The sequence below is a fragment of the Vibrio sp. R11-SG3-ISO3-SZ genome (genome assembly GCF_059834345.1).
Genome location: NZ_JCBDGX010000185.1, coordinates 1 through 25,509 on the forward strand (window position 1 = coordinate 1; position 25,509 = coordinate 25,509).

The 25,509-nt window shown below is 48.4% G+C and carries 23 protein-coding genes; 6 read left to right on the plus strand and 17 right to left on the minus strand.

The genetic code is table 11. The features are described 5' to 3' along the window. Positions 1-148, minus strand: a 148-nt coding sequence (locus tag AC6R1O_RS19130) for a PfkB family carbohydrate kinase (protein WP_500657646.1), incomplete at its 3' end; no start/stop codon positions are given. 190 nt (positions 149-338) lie between these two features. On the opposite strand from AC6R1O_RS19130, the gene AC6R1O_RS19135 reads away from it, so the two are divergent. Next, complete coding sequence (locus tag AC6R1O_RS19135; RefSeq protein ID WP_500632457.1) at positions 339-1,343, plus strand: LacI family DNA-binding transcriptional regulator; 1,005 nt, start codon at positions 339-341, stop codon at positions 1,341-1,343. On the opposite strand, the gene AC6R1O_RS19140 is transcribed toward AC6R1O_RS19135, so the two are convergent. Together AC6R1O_RS19140 and AC6R1O_RS19145 are read right to left on the minus strand one after the other, a co-directional pair. Continuing rightward, complete coding sequence (locus AC6R1O_RS19140) at positions 1,308-1,766, minus strand: hypothetical protein (RefSeq protein WP_500632490.1); 459 nt, start codon at positions 1,764-1,766, stop codon at positions 1,308-1,310. The genes AC6R1O_RS19135 and AC6R1O_RS19140 overlap by 36 nt on opposite strands. A gap of 38 nt (positions 1,767-1,804) precedes the next feature. Then, the gene (locus tag AC6R1O_RS19145; protein WP_500632456.1) at positions 1,805-3,145 is read right to left on the minus strand and encodes an MATE family efflux transporter; all 1,341 of its coding nucleotides are present in this window, start codon (positions 3,143-3,145) and stop codon (positions 1,805-1,807) included. A gap of 137 nt (positions 3,146-3,282) precedes the next feature. On the opposite strand from AC6R1O_RS19145, the gene AC6R1O_RS19150 reads away from it, so the two are divergent. Beyond that, positions 3,283-4,236: a LysR family transcriptional regulator gene (locus AC6R1O_RS19150; protein ID WP_500632489.1), complete on the plus strand. Its 954-nt coding sequence runs from the start codon at positions 3,283-3,285 to the stop codon at positions 4,234-4,236. Between the two features lie 18 nt (positions 4,237-4,254). Here the strand turns inward: AC6R1O_RS19150 and AC6R1O_RS19155 are convergent, their stop codons facing one another. The 4 genes from AC6R1O_RS19155 to AC6R1O_RS19170 all read right to left on the minus strand — a co-directional run bounded on the left by AC6R1O_RS19155 (position 4,255) and on the right by AC6R1O_RS19170 (position 9,579). Then, positions 4,255-5,211 (minus strand): AEC family transporter, encoded by a 957-nt coding sequence (locus AC6R1O_RS19155; protein WP_500632455.1) that lies wholly within the window; start codon positions 5,209-5,211, stop codon positions 4,255-4,257. Between the two features lie 164 nt (positions 5,212-5,375). Beyond that, entirely contained in the window at positions 5,376-7,004 is a 1,629-nt protein-coding gene (locus AC6R1O_RS19160) for a polysaccharide lyase 6 family protein (protein WP_500632454.1), read from the minus strand. A gap of 143 nt (positions 7,005-7,147) precedes the next feature. After that, positions 7,148-8,929: a sodium:solute symporter family transporter gene (locus AC6R1O_RS19165; protein WP_500629362.1), complete on the minus strand. Its 1,782-nt coding sequence runs from the start codon at positions 8,927-8,929 to the stop codon at positions 7,148-7,150. 509 nt (positions 8,930-9,438) lie between these two features. Then, complete coding sequence (locus AC6R1O_RS19170; protein WP_500632453.1) at positions 9,439-9,579, minus strand: hypothetical protein; 141 nt, start codon at positions 9,577-9,579, stop codon at positions 9,439-9,441. 326 nt (positions 9,580-9,905) lie between these two features. Between AC6R1O_RS19170 and AC6R1O_RS19175 the strand changes: the two genes are divergently transcribed. Next, on the plus strand, positions 9,906-10,088 hold the full coding sequence (locus AC6R1O_RS19175; protein WP_500632452.1) for a hypothetical protein: 183 nt from the start codon (positions 9,906-9,908) through the stop codon (positions 10,086-10,088). A gap of 569 nt (positions 10,089-10,657) precedes the next feature. Beyond that, positions 10,658-11,365: an oligogalacturonate-specific porin KdgM family protein gene (locus AC6R1O_RS19180; RefSeq protein ID WP_500632451.1), complete on the plus strand. Its 708-nt coding sequence runs from the start codon at positions 10,658-10,660 to the stop codon at positions 11,363-11,365. A 93-nt stretch (positions 11,366-11,458) separates the two neighbouring features. Here AC6R1O_RS19180 and AC6R1O_RS19185 read toward each other — a convergent pair whose 3' ends face one another. The 4 genes from AC6R1O_RS19185 to AC6R1O_RS19200 form a co-directional block, all read right to left on the minus strand. Beyond that, positions 11,459-12,346 (minus strand): DMT family transporter, encoded by an 888-nt coding sequence (locus AC6R1O_RS19185; protein ID WP_500632450.1) that lies wholly within the window; start codon positions 12,344-12,346, stop codon positions 11,459-11,461. Positions 12,347-12,376: 30 nt separating this feature from the next. Continuing rightward, the gene (locus tag AC6R1O_RS19190) at positions 12,377-13,093 is read right to left on the minus strand and encodes a 3'-5' exonuclease (RefSeq protein WP_500632488.1); all 717 of its coding nucleotides are present in this window, start codon (positions 13,091-13,093) and stop codon (positions 12,377-12,379) included. Then, complete coding sequence (locus AC6R1O_RS19195; RefSeq protein ID WP_500632449.1) at positions 13,093-14,961, minus strand: DUF294 nucleotidyltransferase-like domain-containing protein; 1,869 nt, start codon at positions 14,959-14,961, stop codon at positions 13,093-13,095. The genes AC6R1O_RS19190 and AC6R1O_RS19195 overlap by 1 nt, the downstream gene beginning before the upstream one ends. A 209-nt stretch (positions 14,962-15,170) precedes the next feature. Then, entirely contained in the window at positions 15,171-15,890 is a 720-nt protein-coding gene (locus AC6R1O_RS19200) for a FadR/GntR family transcriptional regulator (RefSeq protein WP_500626929.1), read from the minus strand. A gap of 536 nt (positions 15,891-16,426) precedes the next feature. Between AC6R1O_RS19200 and AC6R1O_RS19205 the strand changes: the two genes are divergently transcribed. Together AC6R1O_RS19205 and AC6R1O_RS19210 are read left to right on the plus strand one after the other, a co-directional pair. After that, positions 16,427-17,137, plus strand: coding sequence for a FadR/GntR family transcriptional regulator (locus AC6R1O_RS19205; RefSeq protein WP_500629356.1), 711 nt, complete (start codon positions 16,427-16,429; stop codon positions 17,135-17,137). Between the two features lie 75 nt (positions 17,138-17,212). Continuing rightward, the gene (locus AC6R1O_RS19210; protein WP_500632448.1) at positions 17,213-18,568 is read left to right on the plus strand and encodes an MATE family efflux transporter; all 1,356 of its coding nucleotides are present in this window, start codon (positions 17,213-17,215) and stop codon (positions 18,566-18,568) included. A gap of 23 nt (positions 18,569-18,591) precedes the next feature. Here the strand turns inward: AC6R1O_RS19210 and AC6R1O_RS19215 are convergent, their stop codons facing one another. The 6 genes from AC6R1O_RS19215 to AC6R1O_RS19240 all read right to left on the minus strand — a co-directional run bounded on the left by AC6R1O_RS19215 (position 18,592) and on the right by AC6R1O_RS19240 (position 25,500). After that, on the minus strand, positions 18,592-19,323 hold the full coding sequence (locus AC6R1O_RS19215) for a BUD32 family EKC/KEOPS complex subunit (protein WP_500632447.1): 732 nt from the start codon (positions 19,321-19,323) through the stop codon (positions 18,592-18,594). Between the two features lie 247 nt (positions 19,324-19,570). Then, positions 19,571-21,064 carry a tripartite tricarboxylate transporter permease gene (locus AC6R1O_RS19220; RefSeq protein ID WP_500657644.1) on the minus strand — a complete coding sequence of 498 codons (1,494 nt, stop codon included), beginning with the start codon at positions 21,062-21,064 and terminating at the stop codon, positions 19,571-19,573. Positions 21,065-21,073: 9 nt separating this feature from the next. After that, a complete protein-coding gene (locus AC6R1O_RS19225) occupies positions 21,074-21,517 on the minus strand; it encodes a tripartite tricarboxylate transporter TctB family protein (RefSeq protein WP_500631558.1) in 444 nt (147 codons plus the stop codon). 65 nt (positions 21,518-21,582) lie between these two features. After that, positions 21,583-22,509 (minus strand): tripartite tricarboxylate transporter substrate binding protein, encoded by a 927-nt coding sequence (locus tag AC6R1O_RS19230; protein ID WP_334550603.1) that lies wholly within the window; start codon positions 22,507-22,509, stop codon positions 21,583-21,585. Positions 22,510-22,532: 23 nt separating this feature from the next. Further along, positions 22,533-23,009: a hypothetical protein gene (locus tag AC6R1O_RS19235; protein WP_500628437.1), complete on the minus strand. Its 477-nt coding sequence runs from the start codon at positions 23,007-23,009 to the stop codon at positions 22,533-22,535. A 337-nt stretch (positions 23,010-23,346) separates the two neighbouring features. After that, complete coding sequence (locus AC6R1O_RS19240) at positions 23,347-25,500, minus strand: heparinase II/III domain-containing protein (RefSeq protein ID WP_500632445.1); 2,154 nt, start codon at positions 25,498-25,500, stop codon at positions 23,347-23,349. Positions 25,501-25,509 lie beyond the last annotated feature (9 nt).

Genomic DNA, 25,509 nt, shown 5'->3' on the forward strand with positions numbered 1-25,509 from the left:
CACGGCCGAAAAATCCACTCTTGCCGCCTAATCTTGCGATGGCAACCGCCACGTTTGCGGGTGCACCGCCCGGGCATTTTAAGTAGGTGGTGTCGGAATCTGGAATCAGGTCAACAACCGCGTCACCTGTCACCCAAATCATGCTCATGTTCTGTTCCTCGCATAAATAGATACTGGCTTATTATAAAGCTAAATCGATTTAGCTAAACGCTAAACGGATTGTTTTGTGGTTTAGATCGTTTAATTTCTGACAAAAATCGGCCCAGGTAGAGTAAAGATAGTATTTCCTTCCCAGCGGGGTAAGATAAGGACCGATTTTGAGGAAAGAAAGGCTGAGGGTGATGAGCAAAAGGCCCAAATTGGCAGATATCGCGGCGTTGGCAGGGGTATCGAAATCGACGGTGAGTTTTGTGCTTAACGGACATGCAAAGAAACACCGAATTCATGCAGAGACGGTTGAAAGGGTACTAGCGGTAGCCAAAGAGCACAACTACGCCCCCAGTTTGTACGCACGGGCGTTGAAATCAAGTCGCACCTACAGCGTCGGCTTAGTGATTCCCGATATCCTCAATATGGGGTTCGCCACTATTGCCAAAAGGCTTGAGCAGCTAAGCCGAGAGGTGGGCTACCAACTCTTAATAGTCTCTTCAGAAGACGATGCCGATATGGAGCAAAGCGTCATCAAACACTTGCTGGAGCGCCAAGTAGACCTACTGCTGGTGGCCAGTGCAGCGCAAAATGCCGATTTTTTACTGGATGTGAATCAACACACGCCCGTCATCACCTTTGACCGCGTGTTTGAAGGCAGTCCCCTTTGTGGGGTGAAAAGTGATGCGACTGCCGCCACAAAGCAGGTGGTGGCAAAACTGTGTCACGAGCGCAGCGAGTGCGTTTATATCGGCGGGCAGCTTACGCTCTCTACTAGCCAAGAGCGATTTGAGGGGTATCGACAAGGATTAGTCAGTGCAGGGCTCGATTATCAGCCACAGCATGTGTTGATCAAAGATTATCAACCTCAAAGTGGCTATGAGCTGATTGAGCAGGCTCACCGGTCTATGGGACGTTTACCCCAAACGGTTTTTACCGCCTCATATTCCATTTTAGAGGGCGTGCTCCGTTATCTTAGTGAACACAAGCTATTAAATGCCGACATTCGTCTCGCGACATTCGATAACTATTCAATCCTTGATTGTCTGCCGCTGGCGATCGATTCCATTGAGCAAGATTGTGAGCAAATTGCACTGGCGCTGTTTGAGTGTGGTAAACAGTTACTTGAGAGCGATGAGCCCCTAGAGTTGCAGCGTAGCCTAGCGGCCAAAATCCATTATCGAGATACCCGCTGACGTAAAGCGGCAATCTAGGTGCTGTTTATCACTTTGATACCACTCAGTGGGCATGGCGTTTAGCAGGCCCGCCTTTTTTAACCGGTTCTTTTCGGCTTTGGTGATGACAACAAAATGCAGCAAACTTTGTAGTAGTCGCCTTAGCTGCGGTTTGGTTAGCTCACCGTCTCGCCAGTGGCGTTTGATCTCACCCACCACCACGGCATAAGGGACGACAGGTTCAAGCTCACACCCTTTGATGTGGTTGACCTGCAAAGAGCGAGGCGCACTCGCGCGTAATTGCTCCCAGTCTGCTTTTCCTTGTCTCGTCACCACACCGTGAGCAAGGCAGTAGTAACTGAGCAGAAATCGTTCGATGTGCATCCAACGCTCAGCCGATACTTCCAGCCAGATGTGTTCAAACTCAATATCGATATCGGTCATGACTTGGGACATTAGGGTGAAAACCGCGAGTGTAGCGACTAACTGACCGCGTGCGCAAGTTCAACGGTTTGGCCCTGCTTGCGTATCGCCGCCATCAATTGTGCGAGCAGCAATACGCCCGTCACCGCCAGACCAATGCCGATGCCCGCCCAAATCCCTTCGAGTTGATGGTGTTTCATCAACAGCCAAGCTGCAGGCAGACCGAACAACCAGTAGCCGATCGCGGTCATGATGGTCGGAGCAATCACGATCTTCATGCCGCGCAGTAGATTGATCGCCAGCAGTTGCCAAGCATCAACAACAAACGAAAGCGCCACGACCCAGAGCACTGAGACCAACAAGGCGCTGAGGTCTGCACTTAAATTGAATAGATGAGCGATGCCTTCTGGCCAGAGCATAAGTCCGCCTGCCAGAATGACGCTAACCACGGTGGTGATCGTAAAGCTACGTATGGCGGTTTGTTTAATGCCGCTATAGTTCTGCGCACCAAAATCTTGGCCTACCAGTATCGCGGCGGCTTGGGAGAAGCCGAAATTGACGTTCCATGTAAAGCTCAAGCATTGCAGCAGAATTTGATGCAGTGCAAGAGCACTGATGCTGATGGCGCCTGCCATCAAGGTTCCGCCATAGATCAAGCCGTGCTCTAGCAAGGCTGCAATGGCGATAGGCAATCCCATAGAGAGTAGGGGAATCATGAGCTTGAGCGAGTACTCATCACGATTTAGCCAAGGGGCATACGGGCGATATTTTTCGCTGCTAAAGACCCAGTAGCCATAGCCAAGCATAACGCTAAAGGCAGAGAGCGCCGTGCCTGCGCCTAGACCAGCGAGACCAAAATCGAAGGTAAAAGCGAGGAGGTAGCTGATGGGCACATTGAGCGTGACGGTGAGCAGAGACATCACCATGATTGAACGCACATTGCCGAGCGCGCTTGTTAGACCACGCAGTACCAGGAGGATCAAAGAGGGCAGCATCGCCCATTTCAAGGTATTCACGTAAGTCATGGCGAGCTCAACCAGTTCGTCGGGCTGCTTGGCGTAACTCAGTAAAGAGGGTACCCATTGGAAGGCGACCATTAATAGCACAGAGAGCGTGAGCGAGAGCAGCACCGCGCCTTTCACCGCGAAGCGAATTTGTTGGTTGCCATACTCCGGGCGAGCAATTCTTTGCCCATAAGCAATCGCAATCAGGTTTGCCACGCATCCAACGGTGCTGCTAGCAACGATAAAAACAAACGAGTAGACCGATGCGCCTAAACCGCCAGCGGCGATGGCGGTCATACTCAGGCGTGACATCATCCAGACATCCGTCAATACCAGTGCCATCGCAATCAGTTGCGACACAATAAGGGGCAGCGCCAGTTTTAAAATGGTATTCATAATGTTCTCGATCTTGGCTGTGTGCTGTCACGATTTTGTTCGTGATCTCTATCACGCTAAGTTAGTGGTTGTTCATCTGGTTTTCAAATGACATTTATGCCACTCTGAAATGATCTGAAATCATGCGAGTAAAGAGTGTGCACCCTTACCCGAATCTCCCGTATTCTCATAACGCGCTGAAAGTATTCGAGTCCGTGGCAAGGCTGATGAGCTTTACCAAAGCGGCGCAAGAGCTGCATGTGACGCAAAGTGCAGTGAGCCGTCAAATTAAGCAACTGGAAGATGATCTCAATTCATCCTTAATTGTACGTCAGCATCGGGCGATATCATTGACGCCGCGCGGAAAAGAGTTGTTTGAAGTGCTGCGTAAAAACTATCAGTCTCTCTCTCATTTGATCGCATCTTGGCAGGCGCCGACAAGAAAACGAATTGTGATTAAAAGTGCGCTCAGCTACGCAACGCGCGTCTTACTGCCCAAGGTGGAAATGCTCAATCAACGTTACCCCGATCATGAGGTGGTGATCATCCCCTCTATTGAGGAAGACCCGGACTTGAGCCATGAAGATTGCGATTTGCTTATCATCAACACCCAGCGTCGTGAGCAGTATCAGGGTCAGAAAGGGGTCACCTTTCTGCGTGATGAATACATGGCACCAGTCTATGCACAATCGATGTCTGAGCGTCGGATCACCCAACAGGATGTACTCAGCTTGCCCCACCTTCATGCCACATTGGAGCATCAAGATTGGAATATCTGGCTGAACAACGCGGGGTTAGATGGCGAGAAACAAGGTCGCGATACTGTGTTCTTTAGTTTGGATTTGGCCCTCAGTGCTTGCTTGTCCGGCCAAGGCGTGACCGTCACGGATTTGTTGTTGGTCTTGCCGGAGCTGCAGCGTGGCTTTTTACAATGCCCCGAAGGGTTGGCGCTGCAACATAGTCATTGGTGTTACTTTTGCTACCGAAATCAAGATGACACATTAAGTCAAGAAATCTTGGAGTGGCTGGTGGCACAAACAGAGCAAGAGAGGGCACTGCTGCGCCGTCTAGCGCATGAGCACGGTTGGGGATTAGAGAGCGTCACCTTATAAGTGTCATTGGCAACGGCGTTAAAACGCATCAAGGCCAATCAGAATCATTACACCTAGGGTACATGTGAACGTTGAGACGACGGTGGTCAAGGCGATGATGTTGGCAGCAAGTGTTGCGTTACCTCCCATTGAGCGTGCCATTACATAGCTGGCGGCGGCCACCGGAGAGGCGTTCATGAAGAACAGTATCCCCAGCTCTACTCCGCGAAATCCCCACCAATAGCCAGCACCTGTGATGGCGATAGGGGCGAGCACCAGTTTGTAGCCGGCGGCAAACCAGGTTGGCTTTTGATCGCTCTTCATCGACGAGAGATTGAGCGACCCACCGGTACAGAGCAAGGCCAAAGGGAGCGTCATACGCGCTAAATAGTCACCTGCGTCAACGGCCACCTTAGGGACGGGAATAGATAATAGATAGAACACCACGCCGGTGACGATAGCGATGATCAGTGGGTTTTTGGTCAGGGTTTTGACCATCACTTTTGCAGCCTGGGTGCCAGATGTCTGCCCGCGAGGGGTTAAGCAAATCACCGCTTGAACATTATAGATAAAGGTTGTAGCCGCGACGTAGAGCGCGGCTTGTGCGACGCCTTGATCGCCAAAGGCGTTGGCCACATAAGCGATACCTATGATGGCGGTGTTGGCGCGATAGCCACCTTGGACAATCACCCCTTTATCCGCTGAGCCAGCAAAAGCACCGTTGACGGAGAGTGTGGTGAAAATGAAAAATGCCACACTGGCAATGGCACCAAAGCCGATAAATCGCCCGGCTGAGACGAAGTCGTGATCGGAGATGACGATACTCAAAAAGAGCATGGCAGGTAGGCAGACTTGAAACACCAGCTTTGACGCGACATCGATAAAATTGTCGTTGATTAAACCGATGCGCTTAAACGCCACACCCAATACCAGCATCAAGCAAATAGGGCCGGTAATGGAAAGTGAGAACTGTAACTGACTAACAATGGCGTCCATGCGTGATCCGATTATGAAGAAATAAGTGGAGAAGAATCCACAACATAGCGATTAGTTGGCGAGATCACAATAGCGACATCTTACCAAGGTGAAAAACAGTCAAGCCTGGTGTTCTCACCAGGCTTGTTAGGCGCAGCTTGTTTGCTTGAGTGTCTCAATATGGGTTACTTGAGCTTTACCGCATTGATGAGTCGATAGCTCGGTCCTGCGACCTCAGCGGTGATCACGCTCAGCGATTCGACGTTCGCACCTGCACCTTCGTAGGCATAAAAACCACCAATTTGTGTTTTGCTTGGTAGCGTCGCACTGTAATCATTGATCTGTTCTTTAGCCGTGACTGTGCCGGCGTAGAATTCATTGTGATAGGTCGCGTTGACCAGTGGGTGTTCATCAGTCGCTCGTACACTAACAAATTCTGGATTGCGCGTATTGTCTACCACGTTTGAGTCGAAGTCGACATCTACGCCTGTGTAGATAGTATCGACGACGTCATTGTTAAACAGGCTCACGCGGTGCGTTTGATTGCCGTAGACCATACCCCACTCAGTATCCACTAAGGTGTTGTGGTGAATCTGAATATTTTTCGGTGTCCACTGCTTGTTGAGCTCTTTCCCTTTGACCGCTTGATCCAGCATTTCACCGTTCGCCACATCAATGATGCCCGTATTGATCACGACACCGCCGCGCAAATCGGCATTGCCCTCTATCAATCCATCACGTCCACGGGTACCTGAGATGTAATTATTGCTGATCACATGGTCTTCGTCATAAATGCGAATGCCGCCAGTCAGCAATTTCTCATTGCCGACGATGATGTTGCTGTCGACAGTGTTGGCTTTACCGTGACGCAGCGAGATCAGTGCTGCACTTTCAAAAATGGTATTGCGCGCAATGGTGTTACCACCGGATTTGATGGAAATCAGCTCTCGCTCACCATCCATATTGATCAGCAGGTTATCGACAAACTGAGAATTCGAATGCCACTGAGACGATTTAGAATCACCAATGCGAATCGCTTCCCAGCTATTGCCGTTGTAGCGAATGGCTTCTTTGATATCCAACTCATTGAACTGATTCTGTTGCTGATCGAGGAAAATGTTATGTGCGATCAAGTGGTTATCCGGCGTGTCATCTTTTTGAACGCCGATTAACGTGCCACGCTTTTGCTTGCCTTCAAATTGGTTGTTGATGACTTTACCGTCTTTGCCCCAGAGTGATAACCATAGGTACTTCGGGTACTCAGAGCGGCGTTCATCTGGCTCATACGCATAGTCATGGTTGAAGTAGTAGAAGGTTGAGTTTTGCAAGGTATTGCGATCGCCCATCATACGTACCGCACCAAAGCGCTCGGCTGGACCACCTTCGGTAAAGACCAGGCCATCAAGAGTGATGTCGTCGCCTTCAAGGACAAATTGCACTAAGCCTGTAAGCCACGCGCTACCTGCTTGCTCTGCGTTGATGGTGATATTGTTGGCAGAAATCGTGACGACGCCAAGATCTGCATATTTGCCAGCAGGTAGAGTGACAGTGTCACCATCTGCTGCATTTTCCAGTTGGGCTTTGAGTTTCGCGGTTTCTTGCGCTGAATGTTCAATCAACGCACTGCCGTCAACGATATCGAGTCTCGTTGTTGAAAGAAGGTAGTCTCGGGTCAGTGTATGTGCAGAGATATCCGCCGTGGCGGGTGTGGGTGCATCTAGGGCTAGCTCATTTGATTGTGTGGTCGTGCATGCTGTCAAAGTAACAACAGAAAGAGAGGCGGCAATCACGCCCGCCAGTAGAGTTATTTTCATTGTTGGTCTCAGTCTACTTAGGTAAGGAAACATACTCAAAGCGTCTTATGTGATGGAGCAAAATGGAGGTGACACAAAACGCCTTGAGTATGTAAGGCGGCCGAAGCCGCCTTGATTAAGAGAGTTACGCCGAAAGAGAGCGTTTATGCTGTCGCAGATTTTGACTCTTTTTTGTCTTCAATGCTCTGATCGACCGCTTTGACCAGCAGTAGACCAACACCCATGACAATGGCGCCGCAGAGAATAAAGATGAAGCGTCCCCATAGCGGGTTAGGCAGTAAGAACATCGCCATCACACCCACACCCGCTACTGCGATAAGAGAACCCAGCATACGACGTTGTTTGTTGTCGAGTTTCTTCTGTTCCGTTGACTCAGAAACTAGTGGTGTTGCCAAGTTTTCGAAGAACTTATCGACGTTCTTCTGGCGCTCTTCAGAAAGAGGCTTGTAGAACAGGGTAGTGAGGATAAAGAAGCCGCCTGTAAACACTAGGTGTCCAATCAGACCAATCGCCACTTTCAAGTCAGACCATTCACGACCTGTTAGTGGTTCAAGGTTGAACCAGTTTGCGACCATTTCTGCATTGATCACAAAGCCCACGTAGTAAGAGACGATAGCACCGACAACCAGCGTACCCCAGCCAGCCCAGTCCGGAGTTTTCTTGATAAAGAAGCCAAGGAAAGCAGGGATGGTCATTGGGAAGCCAATCAAAGCACCTACGTACATCATGGTATCAAATAGGCTCAAACCTTTGAGTGAGTTGATAAATAGTGCAACGAGAATGATCGCAATACCGAAGAAGGTAGAAGTCAGTTTCGATACAAGCACCAACTCTTTCTCTGTCGCGTCTTTACGCAAAATCGGTTGGTAGAAGTTCTTAACGAAAATACCAGAGTTGCGGTTGAGGCCAGAGTCCATGGATGACATGGTCGCAGCGAACATCGCCGCAATCAGTAGACCAACCATACCCGCTGGCATGTACTCTTGGACAAAGTAGAGGTAAGCAAAGTCACCCGCTTTCTTGCCTGCTTCAGGGTATTGCATCGCTAGGTCGACACCTTGACCCGCAATAAACCAAGACGGCATAAACCAAATCAGTGGACCCATTGTCATCAGAATGCACGCCAGTAGAGCGGCTTTCTTCGCATTTTTGGAGTCTTTTGCCGCCAAGTAGCGGTAAGAGTTCAACATGTTGTTGGTGATGCTAAACTGCTTGAAGAAGATAAAGAATGCCCAGATACCAAAGATGCTTAGATAGTTGAGGTTGTTACCTGAAACAAACGACGCGCCTTCTTGTACCGGGAAGTTGCTGACGATCTCACTCACGCCGCCACCTTGGATAACCGCTACAACCGCACACGTCACGGTCACAGCCATAATGATCACCATCTGCATGAAGTCAGAGGCAATTACCGCCCAAGAGCCGCCGGTGACCGACATCACCAATACAACCAGACCAGTAATAATAATGGTGGTGGTCATATCAAAGCCGAAAATACCAGAAGCAATGATCGCTAGGCCGTTTAGCCAAATACCGGCTGAAATAACGCTGTTTGGCATACCAGACCAAGTAAAGACTTGCTCGTTGAAGTTACCAAAACGCATGCGAATCGCTTCAATGACCGTAACAACGCGAAGTTGGCGGAATTTCGGTGCAAAGTAGAGGTAGTTCATCAAGTAGCCAAACGCGTTGGCAAGGAAGATAACGGCTACCGCAAAACCGTCTGCGTAGGCTTTACCCGCCGCACCGGTGAAGGTCCAAGCACTGAACTGCGTCATAAACGCGGTCGCGCCGACCATCCACCACAGCATGCTGCCGCCCCCGCGGAAGTAGTCACTGGTGTTACTAGTGAAGGTTCTGAACATCCAACCTATCGCAATCAAGAATAGGAAATAGATGCCAACAATAATTGTATTGAGTTCCATCTTTTGACCTTTGTAATGTTATGTAATGTCACCTCACTATGTTATCTAGCTCTTTGTTTATTTGTACTACAATAACTCAAAAATGTGACCGATGATCGAAGAGTGTTGGATTAATAAATCATACAAGTGATCGAGATCGAATCTCTAAATATTCAATGATCGCGATAGAGTTGGAGGTTGCTCCATTGGAGCTAAATTAAAACGGTGTTTTAATTGTATGATTTAAATTAGGGGGGGAATAGGATAAAAAAACGCCCACATATTGCCTGTAATATGTGGGCGCAAACGGTATGGGTACCGTCTGGATAATCACCATCGTCGTTACACTTAAACCAGTGATACACATCAAGACGCAAAGACGGAACGGGGGTGAGCGATGTCCTGTCTTTTGAGCCGTGATTGCAGCACCAGATCTTCGAGCGTTTAAGCTGCCGGAGCGAGGCTGTGTCCAGAAAATATTATTGTTAATTAGGTTGGGAGCGAACTTAAAACTCACTTCGCTGCTTGTTTCACTGAGTAGAGAGCATCGACAATGCCAATAACACCTTCGAAACAAACAGCAATAATACTGTTGCGACCATCAACACACGTGCACTTAATACCAGCGTTCCAATCAAACTTGCTTTGAGCATGGTGGTCAAAGTTTGCATTGTTTGGTCGCTATTCCTGCCTTAGTGCGTTGTTCAGTCGTCTTTTTTGCTAACTGTTCAACATCCAACGCTGCGTATAGTAATGTAGGACTATTAAAAATGAAACTGTTTTTTATAAAAATCAAATCAAGCGCACATTTTGTGTTCAGTGACGATTCGCCACTTCTTGTCATCACCCCGTACAATCAGTCATTTAGCAAAATCAAAGCCCAAATGATGAAGGGCCTGTCACTGCTTTGTTACCAAAATCGGAAATGAATCACAGAAACATTTTATTTCCTTACTGGTATTTTAATACTACAAATAAGTGAAAAGCAAGGAAAAACATGAAATTTAATGTGAAACCTCTACGTCTTGCCGCTATCGTGTCGACGGCTCTGTTAAGCAGCCAAGCGGTGTCAGCGAATTTTGTCTTTTTGGATCAGAATGTCATCGAAAAAAATCGCGCCGTTCTCCATTCCCAAGAGGCACCGCATTCGATGAAAGTGGCGTATCAACGTCTACTGTAAGAAGCGGGTCTTGCGATGCAAGATGGGCTTTTTACAGTCGTCGATAAGAGAATGACACCTCCCAAGATGCTCCTCGACGTGTTGAGCGCATGACCCCCTTTACCTCAAAGGCGGCATCGCCACGGGCAACCAGGAGTGGGTCAACCTCGCCAAACAAACGAACTTTGATGCCTATACGGTCAAGAAAAATCTCGCTGAGGTCTGGGCTCAGAGAGATATAGAGTTGCTTTATTCTACCTACTAATCCTTTTAAGGCCTCTTCGGAGGTCTTTTGGTTGCCTCATGTCCAACACTAAGTATGGATAGAGTGAATGAGTGATATGATAATTACTTTTTAAAAGTAATACAAAATAAATTATTTCATTTTGTAAACGACAGCTTTAGATCACACGCTCAACAATAGGTTTTCAAAGTGTTTTTACATAAATTCGTTATAAAACAAAGTATTAAATTTATTCTCTGGATTGGCTTTTAGTTAAAAAACAAACCAGGTGATGAAAGTCACAGAAAGGGATTGTGGTTTTTAGTTATTATATTTGTATTACATTAACACATAATAAGGTCTAAAAATGAAAAAGCTGACTAAAACCTCACTCGCGGTGGCCACTCTATTAGCAACAACTGCGGTATCCGCCACGACGATTAACTTGCGTCACGAATACATTGATCGTGACGATGCGGACTACAGCCATGCAGATCGTATTTCGGTCTCTCACCGTTTTAGCAACGGCATTGGTTTCTCAGCGGAAGCAAAATGGCGCTATCAAGATAGTGATAAACAAAAAGGTCTCATTAACAACGGTCATGAAGTAGGGGTAAGTTACAACCACAAGTTGAATGATACATTCACTCTACAACCTTCCTACGCGGCAGATGCAAGCAACAACGCCAATCAAGTGACACATAAGTTCAACATTCGTGGTATCGCAAAAATTACTGACGAGTGGACCACTAGTCTTCGCTACCGTTATGGTTACCAAGCAAAAGCGAATCGTTCGGATAGTAACGGTCACTACCATCAATATAATCTAGTGAGCAGCTACAACTTAGGTTGGAGCAGCTTTGGCGTCGATTTAGAGTATAAAGATCTACAGAGTGGTGGTTGGAAAAACAAAGGTTCAGATCATCTCGTAAACTTCTTCGGTGAGTACAAAGGTCTGGAAAGTGGTTGGGTACCGTTTGCAGAACTTGGTGTCATCACGACCAAGGACGACGGTTCCGCTTATAAAGAAGATTACACTTTACGTTACCGTGTAGGTGTGAAGTATAGCTTCTAACTCCTCATAGTAGATAGTGAAAAGACCTAGCGTTTGTGCTAGGTCTTTTTGTAGAGAGCCACAATATATCAATGCTTGTCAGGAGTTTGATGCTTACACTTCGGGCTGAGCGGAGGTGACTGTGCGTTTCTTTCCTCTTATCCACCGTTTCCAACGTATTGGCATCATTGGAACAATAATCAGTATTATGCCTAGCGCTGTGAACAAATCAGGGATTTCATCAAACCACATCACACCAAACAGAGTGACAAAGGCAAGGCCAGAGTATTCGGCGAGCGCGATTTGGCTGGCGGGGGCTCGGCGAAAGGCTTGTACAACAAGGGCATGGTAGCTCAGCACAAACAGGTTGATCGCTACAATCCAGCCTACGTGGTGCCATTCGATAGGTTGCCACTCAAGGTAGGCAATGACGGCGCCGATGGGCAGAGTCATTAAGGTGGTCCAAAACAGAGTGCACACCAAGGGCTGATTTTGAGGCATACGTCTGATGAGAATGTTACCCACCCCCATGGCGAGCGCACTGCCTAGCGCGATGATGGCCGCCCAGTGAAAGTGCTCCGGGCGCAAGACAATCAAAACACCAATAAAGCCCAGTAGCGTGGCAAAAATTTTGCCCGCGGAAGGGCGCTCTCCCAAAAATACGATGGAAAGCGGCAACACTAACAGTGGCCCAACGTAGAAAATCGCATTCGCGGTCGCCAAGGGCAGGTGAGTAATGGCCACCATGGCACATGCGCTTCCCAATAAAATCAATTGTGCGCGCCAAAAGGTAATGCCATCACAGCCCATTCGACGGCGCTGCTTGGGGAGTGACCACCAAAAGGGCAGTAGCAGAGTGAGGCTAATCAATTGACGGAGGAAGACATATTGAAATGTCGGGACTTCACCATTGAGGATTTTTAACGATACATCAGACAGTGAAGCGAGTAAGTTTGCGCCAACCAGCAGGAAGATGGCGAACGAGACATCATTTTTTTTCATACAGTGTGTTTAAGGTGCGGGAAAACCGAGTTAATGACTGAGTTTATACAACTGGCTCAGCGTCACCGTCTTGTGGGAAGCGATGCGTTTTTTCTGCGCCAATAAAAGTTCTGCCGTGGCGACCGCATCCGTGAGGGCGTTGTGGGCGAAATATTCGGGTAGTTGATAGCGTTGTCGTGTGGCTGAGAGCGACACGTCGATCTCTTCGTGGTGATTGATCGCTTTTGCCATCTTCTTTTCGATACACAAGGTGTCGAGCCAGGTGAGAGGAAAAGCGTTCAGGCCAAATGATTTAGATAAGTAACGATTGATGAAATTGCTTTCTACCATACAACCGTGCGCGACGAGTATTTTGCCGTGTGCGGCTTCAAAGAAGGTGTTCATCGCATCATGAATCGAAATGCCATCTTCAAGCATTTGTGGCGTAATGTGGTTGATGACTGCTGTCTCGGCTTTGATTTGCGAACGGCTATTAACATAGTAGTGGTGCGCCGAGGTCATATCGATAGACTCGGCGGAGAGCGTGACCCAACCAATCGACAAAATTCTATCTACTTCACTGTCTAAGCCCGTCGTCTCAAGGTCGACAACCAAATAGTCGTAGTCACTTGCAAGCGTCAACAAATTGAGTTCAGGTTGTTTCACCAACGGGTAAAACACATCGGCGAGACGAACATTCGCAAGGTAATGCTCGCGCGCTTTAATGTGATGAGACAGCGGATGGAAATAGCGATTAAAGAGCTGAATCATCGTGAGCCAAACCTTATCTTCGCCCCGTCTTGTAGCTCAGAAACGATACGGAACGCATCTTTTAGGTGATTACGCTCAAAGCTACCGAAGCTGTCTGGGTTGATGTGGTTATCTGCCACCTCACCGCGTTTGAGCGCTTCCACTTGATGGCTAAAGCGAAATGAGAGAATAAACTGATAGGCACGCAAGATGTTCTTATACGAATCTTCACTCATGATGCCTTTTTCAAACGCGGCTTTAAAACGCTCGTCGGTTGCAGAGACATCGGACTCCACTGCTAATCCATAGATACGTGCCAAATCAATGATCAAGTTGATGGCGTATTTCTTAATATTGAGTGTTTTCTTGTTCTCGCCAGATTTTTCTAAAACGAGCTTGTTAAAGATGCCGAGTGGTGGGTTGGTTTGCACCGAATCATTGACGAGGATACTCAAGAAAGCATGGTTATCACGGATGTTGCGATGCAACTCATCACGGAGGATCTGCTCAAACTCTTTGTTGCCGTAGACGGAGCGAATCTCTAAGAACACGCTGATATTCAGCAGCCGCTCATATTCTGGATTCGCGACCCACTTTTTGTAGTAGTGCTTCCAAACGCTCAGCGGCTGGCACCATTTGGGCGTCGCGGCCATGTACTTGCCAGGGCATAAGGGGTAACCACAGCTCGCTAATCCATTGGAGACCATCATCGCCATGTGTTTAAAGTAGATTTTATCACTGTCGGTGGCGTCGTCGGCGAGAACGATCGCACTGTCTTGATCCGACAGCATGTGAACTTCATTACGTGCATGAGACCCGGCCACCAACCAAGAGAACTCACACGGCGGCGGTCCCAATTTGTCGATAGCAATTTGAATCAAACGGCGCGTATAGGCATCCATGATCATTGTCATGACTTTACCGATCACTTCTGGTGCGACATGGCCCTCGACCAGAGCTTCGAAAATTGCTTGTCTTTCCGGTGTGTAACTGGCCAATGTCTTGATACTGCCTGAGTATTTAATCTTTTCAATCAAGAAGATGGCTTGCACGCGGTGGTTTTGCACCAAGTGGGTGGTGGTAAGCAAACCGACCACTTTGTTGCCTTTGACCAAAGGCAGGTTACGGATGTTGAACTGCATCATCATAGAGGCAGCGTGCATCACAAGATCATCTGGGCTGATGGTCAGCGGCGACAGTGTCATGACTTTGGAAATCGGCTCATCGGTGCTGACGTCCTGTGCGATGACGCGTTTGGTCATGTCACGGTCCGTGATGAGACCTACAATTTTTTCGTCCTCGTAGATCACCGCACACGGTGAGCGTTTGATCAGCATCTCTTTGGCAACTTTCTTGATGGAATCTTTAGCATCACCAATCGCAACGCGACCACTGGCAACCTCAGAGACCTTCTTGATAAAGATGCCTTTCTCTTTGTTTGACCACACCACATCTAATGCAGATTTAAGCCGCACTTGAGCTTGGGAAGCAAAGTGCTCTGCGCATTCAGGGTGTGCCTTAAACAGAGCCTTCAGGGCTGAGTGAGGCACGATGTAGAGCAGGGTGTTTTCTAGCGCAATCGCTTTGTAGCCTTTATCGCTGTTACTATCGACATCTTTTGAGAGGAAGGTAAAACCAAAAATATCTTCAGCTTCGAGCTTGGCGCGCAAGACGCCATCGTTTTTACGTTGCTCCATTGAGCCGGTGCGGATCATGTAGAGGGATTTTTCTTTGCCCTCCTTACATAGATCTACGGTGTCTCCTTTGCACAAATAGGTGATCTGAACATTCCCTGCCAATTCACGCACTGCGGTTTTAGGCAGCTTATCAAAAGGGTCAATTTGCGCGATAAATTGGACAATATTTGGCAGTAAAGATTCGGTCATGAGCGATGTGAGTCAACGAGTCAAAATGAATTGTCTTATGATAGCCCCTGTTGCTGGGTGAAGTCCAAATTTAAGTCAACTTTTGCGGAAATTTTGGGAGGTTAGGCGAGATAGAAGTGCGCTAGGCTTGCAGTAAGTTGGATGATTTATGTTGAAAATGACAAAGCCCTCGCATCGGCGAGGGCTTTGAGTTTGATATGTGCCAGTGATCAGTTCACTGCTGCGAGGCGGTGCTTCGAATCTTGCAGGTGAACGATAGACGCTTGACGCGCTTTGTCTGGGTTGCCCGCCATGATCGCATCGTAGATGTGGCGGTGCTCATTGATGCAAGTGCTGCCTTCCTCTGACGAGTGCGCAATAAAGTTGACAAACATGGTGGTCAGAATGTTACCAAAAGGCAGGTAGAAATCATTACCGGTTGCGTTGAAGATCAGGCTGTGGAATCGCGTATCCACTTCCATCCAGCGCTCTTGGTCAAACACGTCAGCTTCGGCAATCTCAACCATCTGTTGGAAGGTCTCAGAAAGTTCAATGCGCTCATCAGCCGACGCATGGATGGCGGCAAGTGCGCACGCTTCGGGTTCAATGGCACGGCGCAGACCCAAGAACTGTGAGCAGAACTGGTCAGTGTCTGTTAGTCCATCCATCCACTCAATCAGTTGAGGGTCGAGGAAGTTCCAGTAGGCACGATTGACCACTCTGGTTCCGACTTTAGGTCGTGACTCAAGCATGCCTTTCGAGGTCAGCAATTTGACGGCTTCGCGCAGGGCAGTGCGGCTGATGCCAAATTGTTCACATAATTCCATCTCACCAGGGAGAATAGAGCCTTGTGCCAATTTGCCAGATAAAATGCCTCGAGCGATTTCTCTCGCGACTTGTACGTGCAGGCTACGTTTTGAACCTGCGATTGAGTTAAAAGCTCCAGTCATCATATTGCTACTTCTTCGACCTGTTTCAATTAAAAATATAAGTATTATTTAAGCCTAAATATAGCACTCTTCTCACCGTTGACCAACCATTGCTTTTGCAAAGCGCGATTGACTCACACTCTTTGTGCCATAAAGGCTCGCACGATCACTCAAAAGGCTCAATCTAGCACGTAGAGAGGGGCGAGTTGCGTCTGTTTTTTGCGCCTTTTTGTGACTAAATGCGTGTTAAATCTGCGCATTATTTCTTGAGTTTGAACTGGTTCACAAATATTAAATGAAACAAAGGTTTATTTTGTTGGGTGGTTATTTTACTGAGAAATTAAGTTGTTAAAAATTGATATTATTGTATTATTAATGGTGTTTGGTGTGTTTTTCTCTCCACGCAACCCTTCGTCTGACCCAAAAGCCGACGCTGACTGGCTTTTTATAATTCAAGCGTTCTTCTTGCTGAGAGTGTTTCGATTATATCATTGTGTCTGTGCTCACTATGGCCTTGTCGTGAACCTGGTCATCATTGGGTGCATCGGGAGTACTGTATGGCGACATTTACCTCAGTCGAGGATTCAAGCCGTAAAATTCACGTTCAAGTCGCGCGGCAGATCGCTCGGCGCATTTTATCGGGGGGATTGCAGCCTCTGGAAAAGTTGCCTTGTGAGCTGGAGATGTGTGACATTTTTGGTGTCAGTCGAACCTCATTACGTGAGTCGATCAAACTTTTGTCCGCCAAAGGACTTATTGAGTCCAAACCCCGGGTAGGAACGCGAGTTCAAGGGCGTAATAATTGGCATTTTCTTGACCCTCAGTTGATGGAATGGATCCAAGATTTAGAGGATAATCAACGTTTTCTTGCGCAGTTCCTCGGACTGAGAAAAGCGATTGAGCCAGAAGCGTGCGCCCTTGCCGCGAAACATGCCTCGGTCGCTCAGCGTAAAGATCTGTCTATTGTGTTTCAGCGCATGACCTTTGCGGCACAGAGCCACAACATGGCGCAGTGGACAGAAAACGATCACTTATTTCACCAACTGATTTTTCAGTCAACAGGTAATCAGTTTTTCTTGCCGTTTAGCAATATCCTCTCCACTATCTTCCGCGAGTTTATTGATGAGTCGGCAGAAGGCGGACGGTTTTGTTTAGCCGAGCACCAACGCATTTACGATGCGATCATGGCAGGAAAATCGGATGCGGCGCGTCTCGCCTCTCAAACGCTACTGAATGATGAGAACCAGCGTTTAGCGCAAGTCGTTTGAAAAAGAATCACCCCAATAACGTCACTTCGGTGACGTTTTTTCGTTTGTTTAAGCATCGGAAATCGAGTCATCACCATGCCCCTTAACCCTTACGTTCGCAAAAACCTATCGCTTGCTTGGCCCTTAGCACTCAATGCATTGCTGATGCAATCCATGCTGATGATCGACACCTTGTTGGTGTCACCGCTTGGTGAGATATCGCTAGCGGCGATGGGGATAGCGTTTACCATCGTCTCTTTCTTGCTCGGGATTCAAATCTCATTGGCCAATGGCTCGCAATTGGTGCTCAGTCGCGCGTTTGGCTCTGGTCAAGAGAGTGCGCTGAATAAGGGCTTCTGGGCGGCGATTTTGATTAATGGCTGTATTGCTGTGCTGTTTTTAGCCTTGTTGATGCTCGCAGACAGTGCGCTTATTAGTGCGCTGACCAATGATGACCTTTTAAAGCAAGAAACCGCGCGTTACTTATCGGTGGCGAAGTACATTGTGGTCATCAACGCGGCGACGCAGGTGATGATTGCCCTCTTTAACGCACTGGGGAAAACCAAGTTGCCGTTTAAAGGGTACCTACTTGAAGCGCCTATTAACGTCGCGGTTTCATACGCGATGATTTACGGTATGGGGTCATGGCAAGGCGTTGGGGTGCAAGGGGCGGCAATCGGAAGCTTGGTGGCGATTACTGTTCGGCTGCTGTTTCTCGTCCTTTGCTTACAGCGTAGTCATGTGCGTCTCTCGCTGCGCACTTTGGATGCGTCATTGCGGCGCAACGCTATCAACCACTTTAAAGAGATCTTTCCCGTGGCGGCTAATGTCACTATGCTGATGACGGGCGCAACACTGTACATGCTGACTTTTTCGCAGTTGCCGCTTTATTCCTACGTGGCGATCACCATTATTATGCCTTGGGTTAAGGCGGGTAATCAGTTCATCACGGCGTGGGCCGTCTCATCGGCCATTACCATTAGCCAAGCGATTGGTTCTAAGCAGCTGGATGACTTACGCAAGAACGTCGATGTCAGTATTGATGTCGCGGTGACCATCTCGGCATTGTCTTGCTTGGCCTTTTTAGGATTAAGCTTTCTGTTGCCCCATTTGTATTCCAATTTGGACCCCGACACCTACCTTGCACTGGCGGTGATTGCACCTTTGTATATATTCCTTCCGATTGTGCGGGGCTATAACACCGTGCATGGGCAGGTTTTGCGTGCTTTGGGTAAAACCACTGAAGTTTTTAAGATCAACTTTACGGGGCAATGGGTGATTGCGCTGCCGCTGTGCGCTGGCATCGTACTGTGGCTAGAAGGCAGTATTTTCTGGGCGTTTGCTGTGATGCCACTTGAAGAAATCGTCAAAGCGTGGCCGTTTAGACGCTTAGCCAGACGTTCTTTGGATGAGTTTGATGCAGAAAAAGCCAAACAATTGATGTATGACTAGAGCGCTTCTAGATGATGAGCGCACTAACGAAGTGCGCGGCTCAATAGGCGCTCAAGTAGTAAAAGCTGGCGTGACAATCGGTTCGATTTAAACGTCAGCACTAACTTGGCCATCCAGCGATTGTAGGTGAGAAAGCGTGCGACAACGGCTAGGTTGTGCGTACTGCCTTGTCCCACTTGCTGTTGCCACTCAGTAAGGAGCGCCAAACGTGTGGCTTGACTGACTCGCGGTAAACGATAGGAGTCGAGTAAAAGCAAGAGCACATCGCGCGTGCGCAGTGTCTGGCAGGCAGAGAAGCGCGACTCTTCGAAATCAATGTAGGTCACCTGTCCAGCGTGATTGATTAAAATATCCCGCATCGCCGGACGGCCATGAATCATGTCTTGTTGGTGAAACGCAATCAGCCCGCGCATCGCTTTGGTTAAGCGCTGTTTGGGGGAGACAGTGTGCGACTCGGTCAAAGGCTGGCCGGCACACTCGGTAACAAACAACCCGCGACCTTGCATCACGACGCGAGGCACCGGGAGTGACCGTTTTGCCGCCTCAATCAAGTGACTCTGTTCAAGCAAAAAGCGCGTTTTGGTGTCGAAGCCACTGTGTAACTGCCAATTTTGGCTTTTTTCTGACAGCGTCATCAGACGATTGAATAGGCGGTTAATTGGATTACGTTTGTTCTCACCACAGAATTTCATCCAGTAGCGCTTATCGTGTCTTTTCAACTGATAAATAAACGTTTTTCGATGTTTAAAACCCATAACCGTACCTATTTGAACGCGCAGAAATCTTATCAACTAGCAACGCAAATAGAGGAGAGGTATTACTCTAGTTTATGTAATAAGCCAATTAAATCAGTGATTTAATTGGTCTGGAGCGTTGCGCGGGGAGTATAGCAAAATCCGGCGTTGTTGATGACGAATAACGGCTATTCCAACTTGGCATAATGTAACAAACTGTGGTGTGACGACTCCCAAGCAGGCTTGGGAGTCTGGGGAAGGGAAAAGCTTACTGGTGCGCGGATTCGAGTTTGGCTTTCTTTTTCATCTTCATTGTTGAGTAGACAGAGAAGATGGCCAATAAGACAAAGCCAAGGGCGATTGGACGTTCATAGAGGAATGACCAGGAGTTATCGTACATCAATAGAGCTTTTCGTAAGTTCGTTTCGGCCATAGGGCCAAGAATGATGGCGAGTAAGATGGGTGAGGATGGAATATCAAGCTTACCCAATACAAATCCAAGTAGGCCAAATGCAATCGCAATACCGACATCGAACATGGAGTTATTGATGGCATAGGCACCGACGATCGATAAGAAAATGATGATGGGTATCATTAAAAGCTTCGGCACTTCGATGATGCGACAGAAAAAACGAATGCCAACTAAGCCGACGATGAGCATCACTACATTGGCGACCAACATCGAGCTAAACACACCGTAAACGACATCTGGATTTTGCGCAAAGAGCAATGGACCCGGTGTGAGGCCTTGCACAATCAAGGCACCAAGTAGTACGGCGGCGACCGCATCGCCGGGTACACCAAGCGTCAATAGGGGGACTAATGCACCGCCGGTAACACCGTTGTTTCCAGCCTCTGCGGCGGCGAGACCTTTCACTGAGCCTTTGCCAAATTCATCAGGATTTTTCGAGACCCGTTTGGCTTCGTTGTAACAAACGAAGGCCGAAATGTCTGCACCCGCACCGGGCACAGAACCGATGGACGTGCCAAGTACGCCGCTTTTCACCGCGGTGGGCATCATGTCTTTTAAATCAGATCGGCTGAGCAATGTGTGGTCGAATTTGGCGATTGAGGCACGTTTCTCATTGAGGAGTTTCTCAATTTGATTGATGGCCTCAGACAGAGCAAACAGACCAATCAGAACCGGAATGACGTTCACGCCACTGTATAAATCCATCACGCCAAAAGTGAATCTGGGTACGCTGCTGATAGGGTCTAAGCCTATCGTAGAGACCAGTAAGCCAATGGTGCCAGCTAACAAGCCTTTAAGAATATTTTGTGCCGAGACACTGGCGATGATGGTTAAGCCAAACAGGGCGAGGGCGAAATATTCCGGCGCGTTGAAGCGTAGGGCGAAATTGGCCAATAGGGGCGCGATGGCTATCAAGACTATGGTACTGATCAATCCACCAATAAAGGACGCGACAGCTGAGATACTGAGTGCACGGGCGGCCTGGCCTTTCGCCGCAAGTGTATGCCCATCCAACACCGTCGCTGCGGAAGCGGGTGTACCGGGCGTCTTAAGTAAAATCGCCGCGATAGAGCCGCCGTAAATGCCCCCAATGTAGACGCCGATAAGCATCACCAGTGCCGGAGTGGACTCCATGCCGAAGGTGAAAGGCAGTAAAATGGCGACCCCCATCGTCGCGGTCAATCCTGGTAGGGCGCCAAGTACAATACCGCCGACAACGCCGAAAATCAGCACTGGCAATACAGCTGGGCTAAAAGCCGTCAAGAGGCCGTTAAACAGATGTTCTAACATACGCCCTCCTTAATAGAAGTAGCCGTCGGGCAAAGCAATGTAAAACACCTCGCCAAACAGATAGTAAACAGAAAAGACAAATACCCACGCCACGGCATAAAATACCGGCTTTTTCACTCTAAAGCAGATCAGGTAGAGGGTGAACGCGAGTAAGCTGGCATACAAGTAACCGATCACGCTGATGAGCGCGGCATACGTAATGAGAAAGGCCAAACCGAACCACGCCATTTTGGAGAAAATCGGCGCATCGCTAGACGCAGTGGTTTTGAGCTTGTGTTGAATAATCAGCGCAACGCAGATGACGATTTGCATCATAGCGATCACGCTCGGGAAGAATTGTGCGTTGACGCTCGCATCTTGAAATCTCGGTTGATCAAACTGAGTGATGACTGCAAGAGTCAGTGCGCTCAATACAATCATGAGAGAAGGGAAAATTACATGACGGTTCATCATAGGGACACCTTGATACAGCAAAAAATGGGAGCCTCAAGAGAAGGCTCCCAATAACTCGACGTCGATCAGTTGATGAGTGTGCTCAGTGCTTTGGTATCGTCTTTGACGAACTGAGTAAACTCTTCGGCGTTCATGTTGTGGATAGTCATCGCACCTTTTTCCATGAACTGTTTGAACTCAGCAGATGCCATTGCTTCATCAAAGGCTTTACCTAAGGTCTCAATGATTTCATCTGGCGTGTCTTTTGGCGCGCCAATACCACGCCATGTACCTGTTACCACATCAACGCCTTGTTCTTTGAGGGTTGGGACATCTGGAATGTACGAGATACGCTCATTAGACATCACGCCGAGCGCTTTAAGCTGACCTGAACGAAGCTGCGCAATCGCTTCTCCTGGCGTAACCATAGTCACGTCGGTGTGGTTACCCAATACAGACGGGATGGCTTCCGCTGCACCGTTGTAAGGAATGGCGTTTAACTTGATGCCTTGGTCTTTTTCTAGAGCCATTAGGTAGAAGTTTGGCGCTGCGGTGGAGGCAAACTTCACGACGCCATCGCCTTTTTTGGCTTCGGCAATCAGATCGTTGATGGTGTTGTATGGGCTGTCTTTGTGCACCAACACAACCGCAGGGTCAAGGTTGACCAAACGGATCAATTTAAAATCGCTCGCGTCGTGTTGCATGAGTCCCATTTGAGGTAATGACGCAATTTCGCGTGTAACGACCGTCAGTGTGTAGCCATCGGGACGTTGTTGAGCACCAAAGCTCATGCCTACGGCGCCTGCACCACCAGTACGGTTCATCACGGCAATGTTTTGACCGAGAATATCTTTGGCAGAATTGGCCAAGGTACGACCTACGGCATCCGTACCGCCACCCGCACCAAAGGGAACAACAAGTCGAATGTTTTTGGTCGGATAGTCGGCGGCGATAGCGCTCGCTGAAGCCATAATGCCCGCGGTAACCAGTAGAGATTTCAGTAGTTTGCTCATAGTCTTAGACCTTCTCTTCACGTTCAGTTTCGGTAAGTTTGTGTAGGGTTGTTACTTTTATTGTTTTGGTACTCGCTCATGCACAGTTGCTCAAATGCGACGGCTAGCCATCCGCTGATGAGCATGTCGTACCATTGTTCGACGCCGCTGCACGCGACGACGACATCGCCGTATACAAAGGAGCCATAGAACAGCAGATCCTCCGATTGCAGTGATGATGTGTGCAGGGTTTGGTTGACCAGGTTAGGTTGACCGCTGCGCCATGCTTGCTTAGCTTTATTAAGGGCAAATTGGTCAAAAGGGATGGTCCACTCATCTGGAGAGCCCAGTGAGGTTTGGTACAAAATGGCCTCTTCGAAGCTTGCCTCCCAAGGTTTGAGCCTTGGGTCCATGATCACTATGTGTAGCTCCTGGCGATTGGTTCGCTCAAAGAGCTTGTCTATAGCGGGTTTGACAAGTTCGACGGCATCTTTAGCTATGGATACGTGATCCTTCTTCATGGGCATTAATTCCGTGTTACGTCCTAATCACAATCAAATGATATTGTATTATTTTAATAATGAACAACGCAGAATTGACTGACTGTTATTTTGATCACTATTGAGAGTGCCAAACAGTGCTCTGGCTCAGATATTTAAAGGTCTAAAGGGAGGTTTTAGTGATCGCGAGCACGATGAAATCCTCATCACAGGCGTGGTTATTTTGTCATATGATAACTTGTAAATAAAAAGCCGAGCGGGATGCTCGGCTTTTGTCTTAGTTCGATTTTTACATCAATAAGTCCATGTGAGAGAGGGGCACTTAGTCGGTGGAGCCAACGAGCGAACCGAACACGGTCTAATCAATTTGGGCAAAGGCACCCTGCCAGGTGTAGGCAGTACCATTAAATTCAACACTGTGCTCGCCATGTTGTGCCTGTTCATCAAGGTTACAAATGGCGTAGTGGTAGTGATTACCTGACGTTGTATCGATACGAATCACAGTGCCGACTTCGTTGTGACCCACCACGGTCACCGCGTTGACAAGACCACGTGCATTGACGGATTGTTCAAACTCTTCGTTGAAGTAACCGTGTGTCTCAAGGACGGAAGCAAAGACATGATCTTTTGCACTTTGGCGATGAATCAACGCTGGCTCACTGCGTAGGTTGAAGTCAGGATCGCTGGCGCCGAGACGAGCAAAAATCACTTCGCTGTCAGCAGTCGCACTGGTGACTAATGTGTAGTAGCTGTTTTTCACTAGCCAACTGACCAGCGCGCTGCCTTCAACTTTACCTGAGCCTAGGTTCCAAAGGTGCTGATAACCGTCAGAATCGCCAAGCGGCTTGAGTGTGGAGTGTGTGTTGTATTCAAAGTCGGTACGAATGATCTGGCCGCTGTAGTGTACAGGAAGGTCGTACTGGTTCTCCTGCTCGGATTCGATTCGATAGACATCAATCACCAGCGGTTTTTCAAACTCGGGTAACTCGGCAAGTAGGATGCTGCGCTGCATCTGCGTGCCTTCATAGTAATCACAGATACAACCACTCATGCCTTGCAGTTTGGCGTTGTCGATGTTGAAGAAGTGCTTCTCACCAAACTTTGACTCTGCCAGGGCAGTGTTGAAATTGTTCTGCGTTTTCTGATTCACCGTCACGGTGTTGTGGGCGACCGTTTGTTTGCAGTACGACTTGTTCTCCGGGATGTAGCGTCCACCAAACTTAGGCTCGACATTGACCCAGCGACCGTAGCCGTAATCGTGCAGGACCTCTACGCCGCGATTGAATACGCTCAGATGCAAACCATCGTAGTGACCATGATCGAGTGCTGAGTGGTATTGGTGATCAGAGCCGTGTTGCCCAAACCAGATCAATGCCATGGTGTCGTCGTCTTGCGCATCGCGGTGACGCAAAATACCGAGACCCCCTTTCTCACCTTGTGGGCCGTCGGTAATGTATAAGCTCCCCCAGTTGAATGGCTTGATGTCGCTGGCATTCGCAACCGCATCAGAGAGCGTTTTACCTGAGATGTGTACCCATACGTCCTGTTGGTGGTTGGCCATCGCGAGCAAGGTTTCGTTCTGTTCATAGCGATGGAAGCAAACAGACGTCGCCATCACCACGCCTTCATCATTGATAGAGATGGTTTTTGACGAGTCGTTGCACGCTGGTAAGGTGCCGTCTGGGAACGCGGTTTTGAACACTGCGTAAGACGTCGTCTTAATGACCGAGTTATTGAACTCGTAGATCCCAATCTCTGGCTGACGGCGCTCAATCGCTTCGGCGAACAGGTAAATAGGACGCAGTGAGAAGCGGTGGTAGTAGGGGCCTTCCATGTAGTAGCCATCGGGCGAGAATAGTTGATCAAGCTGTGCTAAGAAGCCGCCACTGACCTTGTCCAACTTCAGACCATACAGTGCTTTATCAACCGAGGCTTGATCGTTAATGGCATAACCACAAATACCGACCGCAGCCACTGCCCAAAGACCGTGGTTGTGAACGATATCAAAATCATGGCCATAGGTGACAACAAACAAGTCAATCATCTGCTTGAAGAGATCGTTTTCGATCAGCGCCTTTTGCTCATCCGATAGTGTCTGGTAGACACAAGAGTAGGCGCACGATGCGTAGAGCATCCACATGTTTTCATTCAGTGTCTGGTGAAAGATCTTGCCTGGTGGGTTGGTATCTTTACTGACATTGCTCTCAAGCGTTGGGTACACTTTGGCGTAAGCGGTGAGCATATCGACAATGTAGTCACGATACTTATCTTCTTGGGTGATGAGAAACAAACGACCCGCCAAATCCATGTGGATATAGTTCTGCTTGTGGCGGTTATGCTCATAACCGCCACCTTCACCATGACCAGGGACTTCAATGCCAACCTGTGTCATATATTGGTCGGTTTTTTTGATGTCGCGCGCCAATGCGCGTCCTAATAGGCTATCCGTGCCAAGTGCTTTACGTAGTTCAGCTGCTTCCTCAACATTCATTAATAGAGGTTGATAGCTCATTATGTTGTC